Source organism: Caballeronia eucalypticola (assembly GCF_047608185.1).
GTDB lineage: Bacteria > Pseudomonadota > Gammaproteobacteria > Burkholderiales > Burkholderiaceae > Caballeronia.
This window is the reverse complement of sequence record NZ_JBLKRU010000040.1, coordinates 1-13,694: the sequence shown is the minus strand read 5'-3', so window position 1 is coordinate 13,694 and position 13,694 is coordinate 1. Positions and strand designations below refer to the sequence as shown.

11 protein-coding genes are annotated in these 13,694 nt (G+C 54.2%); 7 read left to right on the top strand and 4 right to left on the bottom strand.

Going from position 1 to position 13,694, the window contains the following annotated elements:
* Window positions 1-375 precede the first annotated feature (375 nt).
* Window positions 376-3,993, top strand: a complete 3,618-nt coding sequence (locus ACMX25_RS31555) for an SIR2 family protein (protein ID WP_414953838.1) — start codon at window positions 376-378, stop codon at window positions 3,991-3,993.
* A gap of 252 nt (window positions 3,994-4,245) precedes the next feature.
* On the opposite strand, the gene ACMX25_RS31550 is transcribed toward ACMX25_RS31555, so the two are convergent.
* The 3 genes from ACMX25_RS31550 to ACMX25_RS31540 all read right to left on the bottom strand — a co-directional run bounded on the left by ACMX25_RS31550 (window position 4,246) and on the right by ACMX25_RS31540 (window position 6,030).
* Window positions 4,246-4,590: a response regulator gene (locus ACMX25_RS31550; RefSeq protein WP_414953837.1), complete on the bottom strand. Its 345-nt coding sequence runs from the start codon at window positions 4,588-4,590 to the stop codon at window positions 4,246-4,248.
* A gap of 187 nt (window positions 4,591-4,777) precedes the next feature.
* Window positions 4,778-5,551 (bottom strand): uracil-DNA glycosylase family protein, encoded by a 774-nt coding sequence (locus ACMX25_RS31545; protein WP_414953836.1) that lies wholly within the window; start codon window positions 5,549-5,551, stop codon window positions 4,778-4,780.
* Between the two features lie 29 nt (window positions 5,552-5,580).
* Window positions 5,581-6,030, bottom strand: a complete 450-nt coding sequence (locus tag ACMX25_RS31540) for a hypothetical protein (RefSeq protein ID WP_414953834.1) — start codon at window positions 6,028-6,030, stop codon at window positions 5,581-5,583.
* Between the two features lie 319 nt (window positions 6,031-6,349).
* Here ACMX25_RS31540 and ACMX25_RS31535 point away from each other — a divergent pair, with 319 nt between their 5' ends.
* From ACMX25_RS31535 to ACMX25_RS31520, 4 genes are read left to right on the top strand one after another with little or no spacing between them, the layout of a single operon-like run.
* A complete protein-coding gene (locus ACMX25_RS31535) occupies window positions 6,350-6,985 on the top strand; it encodes a hypothetical protein (protein WP_414953833.1) in 636 nt (211 codons plus the stop codon).
* A complete protein-coding gene (locus ACMX25_RS31530; RefSeq protein ID WP_414953832.1) occupies window positions 6,939-7,142 on the top strand; it encodes a hypothetical protein in 204 nt (67 codons plus the stop codon). The genes ACMX25_RS31535 and ACMX25_RS31530 overlap by 47 nt, the downstream gene beginning before the upstream one ends.
* Window positions 7,143-7,184: 42 nt before the next feature.
* Complete coding sequence (locus ACMX25_RS31525; protein ID WP_414953831.1) at window positions 7,185-8,960, top strand: AAA family ATPase; 1,776 nt, start codon at window positions 7,185-7,187, stop codon at window positions 8,958-8,960.
* 7 nt (window positions 8,961-8,967) lie between these two features.
* The gene (locus tag ACMX25_RS31520) at window positions 8,968-9,849 is read left to right on the top strand and encodes a hypothetical protein (RefSeq protein WP_414953830.1); all 882 of its coding nucleotides are present in this window, start codon (window positions 8,968-8,970) and stop codon (window positions 9,847-9,849) included.
* Window positions 9,850-9,964: 115 nt separating this feature from the next.
* Here ACMX25_RS31520 and ACMX25_RS31515 read toward each other — a convergent pair whose 3' ends face one another.
* Complete coding sequence (locus ACMX25_RS31515) at window positions 9,965-11,497, bottom strand: hypothetical protein (protein ID WP_414953829.1); 1,533 nt, start codon at window positions 11,495-11,497, stop codon at window positions 9,965-9,967.
* Window positions 11,498-11,810: 313 nt separating this feature from the next.
* Here ACMX25_RS31515 and ACMX25_RS31510 point away from each other — a divergent pair, with 313 nt between their 5' ends.
* Together ACMX25_RS31510 and ACMX25_RS31505 are read left to right on the top strand one after the other, a co-directional pair.
* Window positions 11,811-12,641, top strand: a complete 831-nt coding sequence (locus ACMX25_RS31510) for a hypothetical protein (protein WP_414953828.1) — start codon at window positions 11,811-11,813, stop codon at window positions 12,639-12,641.
* Window positions 12,641-13,663, top strand: coding sequence for an IS30 family transposase (locus tag ACMX25_RS31505; RefSeq protein WP_414948293.1), 1,023 nt, complete (start codon window positions 12,641-12,643; stop codon window positions 13,661-13,663). The genes ACMX25_RS31510 and ACMX25_RS31505 overlap by 1 nt, the downstream gene beginning before the upstream one ends.
* The last annotated feature ends 31 nt before the right edge of the window (window positions 13,664-13,694 follow it).

Below are 13,694 nucleotides of genomic sequence, written 5' to 3'. Positions count from 1 at the left end.
CGCGAGTTATTGAATAACCAATTCCGAGCCAGATATCAACGCGAGCGACAGTTTCAGTACTTGCCTCCGACCGACGCGTTATGTTTTCGACATACATAGTCATTCGAGGACACCGCCGTGTCGACGCGGTCCTATATGATTTTCTCTTGGCGAAGATGTGCTGAACATGCATTCGAATAGGAGCATAAACTGAGATTCCTCGCTGCTGGTCCAATTATCCCCAACGAATTGCTCGCCTACCGAGACCGGGGAGAGGTTGTTTTCTTTTGCGGGGCTGGGGTTTCTATGCCCGTCGGCTTGCCAAGCTTTTTTCGACTTACCACACAAGTGATGGCCCGGTTGGGGGTGTCCGCAACATCACAAGTTGGCATCGCAATGGCCAACGCGATACGCGAAAACGACCCCGCACTTGCCCCCCCACTCGACCAAGTATTTGGGTTGTTGCAGCGGGAGTATCCTCGCTCCACCATCGAAACGGAGGTAAGAGCGCTACTTAAAACGCCACGCAAGGTCGAAACAAAAAACCACGAATCGATACTTAAACTCTCGACCGACGCAAATGGCAAGCCCTTCGTCGTGACGACGAACTTCGACCTTATGTTCGAGAAGTTAGATAGCAAACTGCAGCGATGGTCAGCCCCACTGCTACCGTCGATGGTTTTTAATGAGTCGCCCACTGGAATCGTCTATCTGCATGGGCGTCTAGCTCACAATCACGACGAAATCGGAAATCTAATTCTCAGCTCGGGAGATTTTGGCAGAGCTTACCTGGCGGACGGGTGGTCGACCGTTTTCATGCGAGAACTGCTCGAACGTCGAGTGGTCGTCTTGCTGGGATATTCAGCCGGCGACCCACCGATTCGATACTTGCTAGAAGGGCTTTCTGCGAGTTCGTCCTCGAAACTGCGTACTATCTACGCGTTTGGTCAAGGCCCAGCGGAAAATGTGCGTGCTAAATGGAGCGAGCTTGGGATTGTGGGGATTGGATACGACCAATTCTCACACCTCTGGGCGACACTGGAAGCTTGGGCCAACCGGTCGAGCGACAAGAACGGTTGGGTATCAGAAGTCATCTCCTTAGCCCGCACCTCTCCGCGCGCTCTGCATGCCTTTCAACGAGGTCAGGTAGCAGCCTTGGTCGCAACACCGGAGGGCGCGAAGTCATTCTCGGAAGCCGTGCCGAAGCCTCCGGCAGAATGGATTTGCGTTTTTGATAAGTTGTCTCGGTATGGTCGCGTAGAGAAGGCTCGCCCGCCACTGCGACAAGATGACGTCGACCCTCACGAAGACTACGGACTCGATGACGACCCGCCTCGGGTTGTAGCAGCTGGACCGCGCGCTATCCAAGAAGGCCTCGACCTTCTCTCAACACTGCCCACAGATGCTATCGAGCCAGTTAATGCTCGCCTTTCGAATGTGCTATGCCGGGAGGTGCCACTTGGCACTCGCGTTCGGCACCTCATGCAATGGTTCGTAAGTGTCCTAGAGCAACCGAGTGCTGTTTGGTGGGCAGTACGTCAGCACGAATTTCATCCCGCGATGCTTGCTGCCATCAGACGCAGGCTCACGATTCTGGACCCGACTGCGTCACCGCTCGATGCTTCGACGAAGCGCGTCTGGGCCCTGTTGTATGAAGGCCTGGCGTCTTCGGGCAAAAGCACTGACGACTTTAAGTGGGTTACGTTTCAGATGCGAGTTCGCGCAGAGGGATGGACGAATGCGGTCCTGCGGGAGCTACGGGACCTCGCTCAACCATATTTGGCCGCGCGTCCGGTAATTTTCAATTTTGACCGCCCGCCGGTCAACGGAGAACCTGTTGACGTCGGGCAGTTAGTTCGCTTTGACGTCAAAACGCATAGTCGCAGAGGAGCCGACATTGAGGTCCCTGATGAATTCGTGCGCCCGGTCACCCAAATCATGCGGGGAACGCTTGAGTGTGCAATAACGCTTCTAGACGACGTCCAGGGCTCGCACAAATTCTATCGGGCGCCAGCGATTTCGCCAGAAGATAAAAGCGGCTCCCGACTGAATCACCTAAGCGGGATAGATGCTGATTTCCTGTGGTTCGTTGACCTCTGTGAGCGGCTGCGTAAACTGTCTCCGAAATCCTTGCGAGAAGAGATGGAGGCGTGGCCAAACGCTGACGGCTATTTTTTCGCGAGGCTGCAGCTACACTTCTGGATGGACAGAAGTCTCTTCGACAGCCTCACGGTTGGAATGAGCATTGAAGGTTTTCCGGACGAAATTTTCTGGAATCCGTATGTCCGACGCGAGTTACTTCACCTGTTGAGAGCACGCTGGAGCGACTTCTCAAATGCTCGCCGACGCGATGTCGAACGTCGCATCTTGAGAGGTCGTCAACGCTATGACGGCGAGTCAGTAGAAGAGCATCTTGCGTCATCAAAATATGATGCTGGGACGTCATTGGGATGGCTGCAACTTAACGGATGTGTGCTTTCTGGCAGCACCGAAAAGGCTCTGGGAATGATTCGAGGAGCCGAAGACTGGTCCATTGAACATGAACGCGGTGCAGACCACGATTGGGAAGGCCAAGCCGGTTGGGTAGAGCAGCGTAAAGACCCGAGCGAACTCGGCGGGCTTGCTACCGGACAGATTGTTTCACGCGCGCTCGAACTGTCGGGTCGCCATCGCAATGACTTCGTTGAGGAGCGCCCGTTCGTCGGTCTGATTGAAAAACATCCAGTAAAGGCGTTTCTGGCGCTGACCATTGAGCGTAGAAGGAGAAACTTTCCACTCCTCCTCTGGCGCCAACTCATCTCAGCGTGGCCACCGTCGACATCCCCAAGGCTCTTTCTGATGTTTGCGCGCCGGCTTGCCACTTTGCCTGTAGAGACGGTATTCGAGCTTAGGCACGAAGTCACAAGATGGATGGAGATTTTTGCCGCCCGTTTTCATCAACTCGCACCCACGGAGTTCTGGCTAATTTGGGACAGCCTATTCAACGCGCTCGGTCAGAAGACAGAAACGGCGACGGCCAGCGCTATCGTTTCCTCAAGGGATTCGGAGGGCATCCCGCGCTCAACGAAGACAGTGACCCATGCCATCAACGGTCCAATGGGACACTTGTTGAACGCATTGTTCAACACCCTCGCCGACAAGAAGTTTGTTAAAGGCGAGGGCTTTTCTCACGACTTTCGCCGGAGGGTACGCAACACGTTGAGCGCGCCAGGAGACGGAGCATCGCATGCCGCCATTTTGCTCGGGAGGCGGCTAAATTTCCTGTACTTCGTCGATGCACGATGGTTCAAACGTCACGTCCTACCCCATCTTTCTACGGAAGACGCATTATCTGAGTCTTTTTGGGCAGGCGCAATTGCAAAGTCCGACTTGCCATACCCGGCTGAATTCTTCAAGGCTATAAAGTCCGATTTTCTGAAGATTCTGCACGAACCCAACATGTATCATCTTGACGAAGGCGCAGACCGAGAAATTGCTCAGATGCTGGTGCAGGCGACGTTTTGGAATGTTGAAAACCCGGGATATGTCAGCTTCGTCGAATGCAGAGATGCGCTGCGTTCCTGCAGTGAGTCTGGCCGCCACGCTGCTTTGTGGGCAGTCGAACAAATCGTACCGATACAGAAAAATTGGGATAGTTTTGGCAGGAGATTTTTTCAATCTGCGTGGCCAAGAGAGGTGATTTATCGGTCCGGCTTTAGCACTGAGTGCATGGTTCGCCTCGCCACAAATATGCCTGCCCGATTTCCCGAAGTAGTACAGGTTATCCACGAGTACCTTACCTTCGTTGACTATCCCGACACGTTAGTTTTCGGCCTGTTGGATGTCCAAGATGGGACCACGATAGCGGCACGTTGGCCCGAGGAAACCCTTGCCGTATTGACGAAGACCGTCCGTCTCGACACATCGAGTGCGCCATATCAGTTAGGCGCGATATTGGATGTGCTCGCCGACGCGGATAAGAGCATGAGGACACGTAAGTCGTGGCGAGATTTGGCAGGCCTTCTTTCGCAATGACCGTTGATGGCCGCGCAACAACATTCGGCGGATGACGTCGACAGATTCTGCTTGCTGCCGTCGCGGCCAATGTGTGGTCTCACTTGCACGCTTCTGACTCAGAGTTGTGACGAAAGAGTTCTTCGGCAACCGCTATGCCGACTGCGACAGAAGCCTTGGAACGCCCGCGTTCCAGTCCACCAAATACATCAATTAGGCGGCCCGGTTTTCGCACCGACTCAACCGCCTTCTGACTTAAAGGAAGACTAAACGCTATGACGTTAGCAGCTCTTCAAGGCGGTCAAATTCAATGGGCTTCAAGACGTAACCATTGAAGTCGCCAAGACTAACCCCTTGCTCCAATCCAACATGCCCTGTCATCGCAAGGATTTGAGAATGCTGTGAGGCACCTTCGCGTCGTATGTCCGCGCAAACGTCTCGCCCATCCGCCTCTCCAAGCTTGATATCCAGGAGTATCAAATCGAAAGTCGTGGCGCGCGCAAGCGCAACAGCTCCTTGACTACCGTACGCCACAGATGCTTCGTGTCCCATCGCCGCCGCGAGGCTGGCTAGGGCATCTGCAGAATCAGGATTGTCGTCAACAAACAAGACATTCAAGGCTTGTCTCCTAGGTCTCAGTTTGAGTTGTCCGCAACTATATCTGATGACCGGTTCGTTGGCGTTTATCACCAAGTGGCGTTTCTTGTATGGAAACGGGCGAATTCGGGTCCAATCCAACAGCTATATTGAGGTCAGTTTCGAACAATACCCTTCAAGCTTCGGCCTCTTGCAACGGCACCGTCTGCTAGCGTTGACCGGTAGAGGTTCTGCGCCTCCTCAACTCGGTCATCTGCCGTGCCCACGTCACATGCGCCTCGGCGAGCATGGCCGCCGGCAGATGCGGGCCATGTGATGGCAGCACTTTACGAGACGTTTCGTACCACTCCACGAAGTTGAGGTTCGCAGGCAACTTGTGTTGCGAGCGCATGGCTGTTCGCTTTATCTGCGCTGCCTGCGCGAGAGCCGCGTTGATTACCGGATTCCATCGGTTATATGAGAACCCCGTCGACGGGTGATGCACTTTCGCGACCGCGCAATTGCCGCTCACCTTGTCGAGATGCCTGCTTAACCTCTTGCCAAACGCGATGACGAGGTCTGGCCTGAGCGCATCAAGCACCTCCGGAAACGCTTCACGTCCGTCCGCCCACGCTTTGTCAGACGGCGGAACTCGGGCTGCAGACATGAACTCTTGGAGAAAGTTGTAGTAGCTGACGTGCTCCCAGAAATCCGACCGTTGCATCGTGCTGAACTTGGATGCTTGGCTGGCATTGTTGACGGTAGTGACGATGCGGGCAAAATGCGGGTGCTTGCGCAGGCGAGCTGTCGCGCTCGGGTGCTGTTGCCGTTGACCAAGCGCTTTTACGAGCTCTGGCGTTGCGGTCGGGCGTTCGCTGCGTTTGCTGCCATAGTGTGATTCCGCGACGATGAGGACGCGCAGGCCGTCGAATCCGGTGACATCATATTCGGAGCCAATCCAGGGTATGAAGTTGACGGAGCTAACATTGTTTTCATTGCACACACTGTCCTCATGCGGACTTGGGATACCCACTAGAACGACACATCGTTAAGCAGCCAGGTGCCGTCTTGATTGATGAACTCATATGTGAGCGCTTGGCTCTCGCCACTCTCGGGACTGTAATACACCGTACGGTATCGGAACGAGTTCAAAGATTTTTGTGTCCACGAATCAGTACGAAGAACGCTCAGGCAACGACTCTTTGGCGCGTACTTAATGTTGCTCCATGGCGACGCAATCCAGCCATTACCTATTCTCGCCGAGGAATACATGCTGAGCACGCGTGAGTCGTTGTACTCCTGGTAGCAGGCAGCCTTCGACATTACAGCGACCATGACCGGTTGCGCGGAGCCAATGAGATTGCGAAACGTGGCGTCGCGGGAACCCAGCGATGCCGTCATTGCGCCTCGCATTTGTCCTTGCTGCTCCGTCGAAAGTGTCGGCCCGAACATCGATGGCGCACCGCTTGAAGTACCTGCCATCGTTTGGTTCACTTGAGCAAGCCCGTTGTTAAGGCTTTGAAGCGCCGCGCCCGTCTCCGCGCAACCAGCTAGCGCCACCATACTTGCGACCAATGTCAGATGCAATCTCACGTCGATACCTCTCTTTTAAAGTTTTGATGCAGAGGTTAACGGCTTCGATTCGAGATACTTTAGGGGTGTTGCCAATCGAACTGGAATACTTCGAATCGGACGCAATTCAATTTGAAAGTTCGTTTGGCGAAGCCTGTTGGCCGCGAGATAATCGCGCCGCGCCGCCAGTGCGCGAAGCGATTAAAAACGACGACAATAGGAACGTGAAATGAAGAGAACTAACGTCATCGGGGTATCAATCCTCGCGTTTGCTATGCTTGGAGGCTGTGGAAGCAAGAAAGACGCGAATAAAAGCAACTTCGAATCCGCAATTCAAAGTTATCTTGATACCAGAAGCGGCGTGTGCATCGCTTTGCCGGCGAAGGATGCACCTTTTAAACTAGAGAAGGTCGGCGGATTCAACTTCAATCAAGAGCACGAGAAGGCAGCGGCACTGGTGAGCGCCGGATTGTTATCAGCACGCGACACTGCCGTTCCTCTCATGGGGTCGAATAGGATGGTCGCAGGCTCGGAATACACTCTCACCGATGAAGGGAAAAAGTATCTCGTCAAGGGCGGGTCGGGTAACCTCGGCGGTTGGGACGGATTCTGCGGTGGGAAATATAAAGTAAAGGAAGTCGAGAACTTTACAGAACCGGCCGATATGTTCGGCACCAAGATTTCCCAAGTGAACTATCTCTACACGGTTGACGATGCGCCGGCATGGGCGAAGCAGCCCGCTATTCAAGCCCTATATCCCTCGTTGCAAAAGGACTTGAGGGCTAATGCTGGTGACAAAGCGGTTCTCGTAGCCACAAATGATGGCTGGATGCACGAGCGACTTTTCAAGAGCAAGGGCGGCTGACGAAATAGCCACGAATTTACGGCCGGCGGCCCTAAGACGCGATTTGCTACAGAACCTGGTTGACCTGCCATTCGCTGGCGAATACCTACATCACAACGCTTTTGATGTCACCGATAAGCACGGGAAAGATATTCTCTCATCCTCACTATGCGCTTAGCATCATCGTGCTCAACACTAGAAAAAGAACCGAGAGGAAGTCATGGCCACCGCCAAGCAGGACTTTGAACGTTTCGTTGCGTGGCTTTATCAGCCGGAGCGCGAAATTCCACCAGATGTCCGCCGGCTTGCACTACTTTGCTTGCGAGATTTCAATGCAATTGCTGAGAAGACTCGGCAGCGCAGCGCCCGTTCGGTCTACCTCGTCGATATCGCCAGGCGTTCTCTGCACTCAGTTGTCGATGAAGCGCCCGTTGCGGCAGTTGAAGAAAACGATGACGCTTGGTCGTGGAACAAGTTACGGACGTTCACCCTCGGGCCGTTTCGCGGATTCCGTGTGTCGGAGTCCTTTGACCTAGCGAAACAGTATGTACTTTTCTACGGCCCCAACGGAAGTGGTAAAACGAGTGTCTGTGAAGGCCTTGAGCACGCACTATTGGGTGCTGTTGAAGAGGCGGAAAGCAAACGGATAGCACCTCGCACATATTTCACGAACCTTCATGCCCGGAGGTTCGTGCCTCCAGTGCTCACCGCAGTTGATAACGAAGGCAGGGAAATCAACGTTACGCCAAATGCAGACATGTATCGGTTCTGTTTTATCGAGAAGAATCGAATCGATTCTTTCTCTAGGCTAGCGGCCCGTTCACCGACGCAACGTGCTGAGCTGATAGCAACGCTGTTTGGGATGGACCAATTCAATGATTTCGTCGGTAACTTCAACGAGAACATTGATAACCAGCTCAAGCTCACCAATGTAAAGCAAACCGCGCTTGCTACGCAAAAGGCGACCTTGGCGAACGACCTGACTCTTGTTCAAGGCGAGGAAGATGTAACCAAGGCCATTACCGTCGCGGAATCGAACCTGGGGCTTGAGTTTGCGGAAGGCATGACGTTTAATGGACTTAAGACGCTAATTGGTTCAGACGAGGCGCCCGGCCGACTGCACGTGTTGGACGCCATCCTTGATAAGGTCTTGCCGAGCGTCGTTGGAGTTACTCGCAAAGGTCTCGTGAATGCACTCGATACCACCAACGCTAAGCAGGCGGTTGTAACCGAAGCCGCTGAGTCCCTTCGCACGCGCAGTGAGCAGGTGTCGTTCAAAAAGCTTTACGACGCTGTTCTTTTTTTGCAAGCTTCCGTGGGCGACCGATGCCCAGCCTGCGACACGCCGTTGACTGGTGAAATCCAGGTTGTCCGAAACCCTTACGAGAAAGCGACTTCAGGGCTGGAAGGCCTGAAGGAGTTGGCGCTCCTTCAATCTACACTGACCCAGGCACAAAATGGCGCGGATGACGCATCGCGGGCGCTTCATCAACTTGTCGGACTTGTGTCGAAACACCTGTCAGCCCAGGCAGCGAAGCCCGTGCAACTGATTACTGTTCTCGAAAAAATTCCTGCTCAGCCCTTTGCGAAGTGGCACGAGGTACTCGCAGCGAAACAAGTCGAACGTGAAGGGTACGATGTGCTGGCAGAATTGCTGTTAGTTGCCGACTCCATCGAGACGTTCGATAAGGCAAACCAACAAGCGCAACAAGAGCGCCAGGCTAATAGTAATGAGCGCCGACGCTTGAACGAGTTTCAACTCAAGGTTCAAGCTCAAGACTTGAAGCGGCAGCAGGCACAAGATGGCATCACGCAAGCAAAGGCCCGAATAGCAGCCTTCTCTGCAGCAAACGCGGAATTGATTGCGCAGGCGAACCAAGAGCGTGCAGAAATCGAGCGAGATACTCCCCTGCAGCAGGTCTACAATAGATTCCTCGAAGAGTTAAAAGCATATCGTGACCAGCTGCCGGGGGCAGCTTATGGCCGGCCTAAATGAAACGGCGATGGCTCTGTATAACGAGTTCAACCGGAACGACCTCGACGCCGATAAGCTCTCCGGGCTTTATCTGCCGGTCACAGCGGAGGGCAAGATTGAGGTTGCGTTCCGGGGCAGCCCTAATGCGAAGGTCGATGCTTTGCATGTCCTCAGCGAAGGCCACATTAGATGCTTGGGACTTGCGATTCTGTTGGCAAAGGCAAAGAGTGTCCATTGCCCCACCATCATCTTCGACGACGCCATCAATGCCATCGACCATGACCATCGTGGCGGCATCCGCGAAGCGCTGTTTGAGAACGACATCTTCGCCGATACTCAGTTCATCGTCACCTGTCACAGCAACGAATTCATTAAGGACATTCAGAACCATCTTCCGGCTCAGCGTCGAAACAATTGCCAAGTCTATGTTTTGCGACATCATACGGGTGACTACCAGCCACGGGTAACGGGCAACGTGTCAAGCGCCAACTACATCTTGAAAGCTCGTGCGGCTCGCAATGAACTCAATGACCGGGAGGCTTTGGCAGCATCCCGGCAGGCACTTGAGATGCTTTCTGAGAAGGTGTGGAAATGGCTCGTCAGCCACCAACTCGGCCTAATCAGCTTGCCGCTCGCGGGAGTTGGAGCCGAACCGGCGCTGCGGAACCTGTGCGAAGCACAGCTCAGGCGGTTGCGTGAAGCTGGGACGTTTGCTCACGTAAATAAGGAAACGTTGATTGCAGCTTATGGGCGGGTTCTCGGAATACCTGCGCAGAATCTTGTCTGGACTTATCTGAATAAAGGTACACACGAAGAGGCTGAAAGAGATGACTTCGACGGCGATATGGTCGAGGCGGTCGTTCTAACGCTTGAGGAACTAGGTCAACTCGACCTTCGACCTAACCGATAAGGAAGGGGCGATGCTGTAGATGCCTTGCTGACTAAGAGCGCGGAAGTGGTCATTGTTGAGCGTCACGCAAACGCCAGTAATGGACTCAGTGTGTCCGCAGTCCATTCAGGTGGCGTCAAAAACGTAGTGGACGGCGCTCCGTCCGCACGATTTTATTCGAATCCGGACTCAACGCAACGACTATCAAACCGTGCATCGTCTTCGCGTACGGAACGTTTCCGGCGTCTGCACCATTCGCAGCATCAGCTATTTCCCATTGGTCGCGCTCGATGACGACCGCCCTGCTGAACATGGTCCACAGGTCTTCCAGCGTCTTGACTGCGCTGTATCCCAGATTTGCCGGCAAGTCCAACCGCCGGAATATTTGCAAAGACCAAATATCGCGGAGCACCATTTCCCATGCGAGGACTTCTTTGTTTCCCTTGCGGAGTACGTCGAGGAACAGCGCCACGCGTGACCACACTAGTGCGTGATTCTCGATGCCGTCTGGTTCTACGGTGTTCGCACGCGTCTTGGCATAGCTAGCCATGTTAGCTAACCGCATGTTGACTCCTCGAGGGGTGACGCTCGGTTTCTTTCGCCAGGAGCTCAAATACGGCACCAGCCAATCTAGCAGAACCAGCGCAGAGTTTATCGTCCCAGCATATGTCCGCATGATTTTCGGGACGCCCACCCACACGTCATGCTGACTGTTGGTGCGCGCCCAATCAAACCGCTCGAGCTGCAAACGCGGGTCCTCCCCCTCGGCTGCCTTAGCCATGGATTCGAACTGGTCTAACGCTTGCCCCCAGCGAACCAAATCTCCGCCTTGTTTAAAGAATAGCGGCGCCTTGGAGTCCGCAGATGGTCTGATACTCGTATCTGCCGGCGGGTCTATCACTACGACTTCCAACGAATTTTGCTGCAGAGGATGAAAATAGGTCATGACGCACGCCTGTTGAGCCGGCGACACAACTGTCACTGGCGCACCAATGCTTTGCCATTTAACCTGCGTCAACTTACAGGCCTGCGAAAGTCCTTTCTTAATGGCTGCATCATCCCGATTGTGCAGCGTTCCTTTTGCCTCCACACAAGCCCAAGTCCCGGCTCCGCCGTGAAATTCGACGAGAAAATCAGGATTCTCTTGCTGGTATGCAACTCCGGCCATGAAGTTAGTAGCACGGCTTGCCAGGACGCCGTAATGCCAAAACTCACGGATATTCCCCCAACCATTTGCTTCGCCCCAAAGCCGTGTGGCGACGCTCGTGTAAAGCATACCAAGTAGGTACGAGTACGTTGTCTTTGCTGTCTTTTCGATTTCAGACGCGAACGGTTGCAGAACCCACCCCACGGGAGGCAACGGCTTTACTAGGGTGAATGCCAAATCCAACTGTAACGCTAAATGCCAGTAAAACGCGATGCGGTCAGCGAGTGGCATTGTGGGCATAGGCGTAGCGTTGGAGCCATACCCCGAGTCCAGCGCATCGGCGAGAAGCACGATGTATTCGTTGGGTATGGACGGGTTAGGTAACGGCGACGCGACCGCTGCAACCTCCGGTCCCGGGACCATCATGGGAGTGAATTGGGCCATGAAGCCTGCGGGCGCTAATGTAAAGACCAGGGGGAGTTGTGCAGGGTCCGGAACGAAGAATTCGACTTTGTTTGGCATGAGTTGGCCACGATAATCGTGAGCTTCGCGAGCGATGTTCGCGGCATGAAGGATGGAATTAAGTGCCAAGCGTAATTGCGGATGGCATGTGCATTGACTTCTCAGTGTGACTAATACTGATTCAATTTTCGTGCGAAAGCGGTAGCATGCGAAATATCCGGCCGTGTCGGGACTCTTTGACAGAACCGATGCGGCTGCGGAGGCTGCCTTTGGCCGGCGCGTGCGAGGTCGATGTGAACTATAAACGAAGGTGCTGACCATGAGAACTCGGACCGAATCCAATTCGGACAGCTCGAATCGACTCGACAACTTGATGCGACCGCATCAAATCTGGGCTAACGTATCGTCGCATACGAATGGTGACTCCGACGTTGAGGTGTTAGAGGCCGACGAGGTTATCCTGCGCCGCGTGTTCGACGCTTTCGTCTCGCAAATAGGAATCGAAAACTGGTTGCGGCGCCGAGATGCAATCGAAGCTGAATACCAAGCTTTTTCTGCCGCATCCATTGGACTGGTCGACGTACCCATCTTCTGGCTTGAAGACACATTTGGCTGGTATCTCTACCTTTGCGAATTGACCATCGCACGCCCACATGAAAGCCCTACCTATTACTCGTCCAGAGTCTTGCCGTTCCTCGGAGCAATTGGCCGCAAGCTGCATTATCAGGCCTCGGTCCGTAACCTCGATGCGAAACTATTAGAGACAGCGACTGAGAGAAAGCGCGAGCCAGATGGTTTAATCTTCGAGATATTGGTTGCACTGTCTTATGCCGAGCTAGGTTTCACGGTCGAATTCATTCCAGAAGGCAGTGCCCGGACTCCCGATATGCGAGTCGAGATGCACGGCGACAGCTTCCTCGTGGAATGCAAACGCATGTCTTCCCGCTCTCAGTACGCGGTCGAGGAGGAGCGTCTGTGGCGAAAGCAATGGGAAGTGGCTGAGCCGGTCGTTAAAAATGTCTCGCAATGGGTATGGCTCGACGTTGTTATCCATGTGGAGCTTTCGACTCTCGAACCGAATTGGCTGGCGAGAAAACTGGAGACTCTACTGCCAATTTCAGGCGACTTCACAGAGGTCGATGATGACCAAGGCAGGGCGGGCTCAAAATTGAAGCGCAACACCAAAGCGTATAAGGTGTTGTAATGCATAAAGCAAATCAGTACGAGCAGTTGCAAGCTGAGGAACGTTTGGAGATTGCGAGCCTACGTCAACGGGGTTCTAGTATTCGGGCCATGGCCCGAATACTCGGGCGCTCGGCCTCTACCCTTAGCCGCGAACTCAGGCGCAATAGTTCTGTGCTTGGTTATGTCCCAGCAGCGGCGCACGCACTCAGTTCGGCCCGACGATCCAACAGTGCGGTCGCGCCCAAACTCGGGCCTCACAGCGCTTGCTGGAGGGTCGTCCTCACGCTGCTGGAGTGGCGTTGGTCGCCTCAGCAAATCTCTGGAGTCCTCAAGCGTATGTTCCCAAACGATCCGACTTTGCAGGTCTCGCACGAAACGATTTACACCACTATCTACGCCCACCCAGGCGGCGAACTACGGCGTCAACTCATTGCTTGTTTGCGTCGTGCTCATCGCGCCCGTATGTCGCGGACACGGGGTAGTGATCGCCGCTGGCAAATTCCAAATATGGTCAGCATTCACGTGCGCCCACCTGAAATAGAGGATCGCGTGATGCCCGGGCACTGGGAGGGCGACTTCATTAAAGGCGAAGGCAATCGCTCTTCAGTGGGCGTGTTGGTGGAGAGAACCAGCCGTCTAGTGCTGCTGGCTAAGATGGACGATGCCACAGCCGAATCTGCACTGGCTGGCTTCTCCGCCAAGCTCAACTCGATCCCCGAGCACTTGCGTCACAGCTTCACTTACGACCAGGGGCGTGAACTCTCACGGCATCAAGAACTTGCCGCTCAAACAGGCGTGAATGTCTATTTTTGCGATCCACACAGCCCGTGGCAGCGAGGAACTTGTGAAAATACCAACGGCCTGTTGCGCGAGTACTTGCCCAAAGGCACCGACCTTTCCGTCCATAGTCAGGCCGACCTCGACGTCATTGCAGACAGCTTGAACAACCGCCCTCGTGCTACGCATGCGTTTCATTCACCCTTCGAGGTATTTGCCGCGACACTAAAAGCAGCGGATCTCGCAACGTCATCTAAACATTAGACCAGTTGTTGCACTTCGACTTGAGACCGCC

Coding starts and splice junctions, on each gene's coding strand:
- ACMX25_RS31505 (WP_414948293.1), top strand. CDS start 12,641: ATGCATAAAGCAAATCAGTACGAGCAGTTGCAAGCTGAGGAACGTTTG.
- ACMX25_RS31555 (WP_414953838.1), top strand. CDS start 376: ATGGCCAACGCGATACGCGAAAACGACCCCGCACTTGCCCCCCCACTC.
- ACMX25_RS31515 (WP_414953829.1), bottom strand. CDS start 11,497: ATGCCAAACAAAGTCGAATTCTTCGTTCCGGACCCTGCACAACTCCCC.
- ACMX25_RS31525 (WP_414953831.1), top strand. CDS start 7,185: ATGGCCACCGCCAAGCAGGACTTTGAACGTTTCGTTGCGTGGCTTTAT.
- ACMX25_RS31540 (WP_414953834.1), bottom strand. CDS start 6,030: ATGGCAGGTACTTCAAGCGGTGCGCCATCGATGTTCGGGCCGACACTT.
- ACMX25_RS31530 (WP_414953832.1), top strand. CDS start 6,939: ATGATGGCTGGATGCACGAGCGACTTTTCAAGAGCAAGGGCGGCTGAC.
- ACMX25_RS31535 (WP_414953833.1), top strand. CDS start 6,350: ATGAAGAGAACTAACGTCATCGGGGTATCAATCCTCGCGTTTGCTATG.
- ACMX25_RS31520 (WP_414953830.1), top strand. CDS start 8,968: ATGGCTCTGTATAACGAGTTCAACCGGAACGACCTCGACGCCGATAAG.
- ACMX25_RS31510 (WP_414953828.1), top strand. CDS start 11,811: ATGCGACCGCATCAAATCTGGGCTAACGTATCGTCGCATACGAATGGT.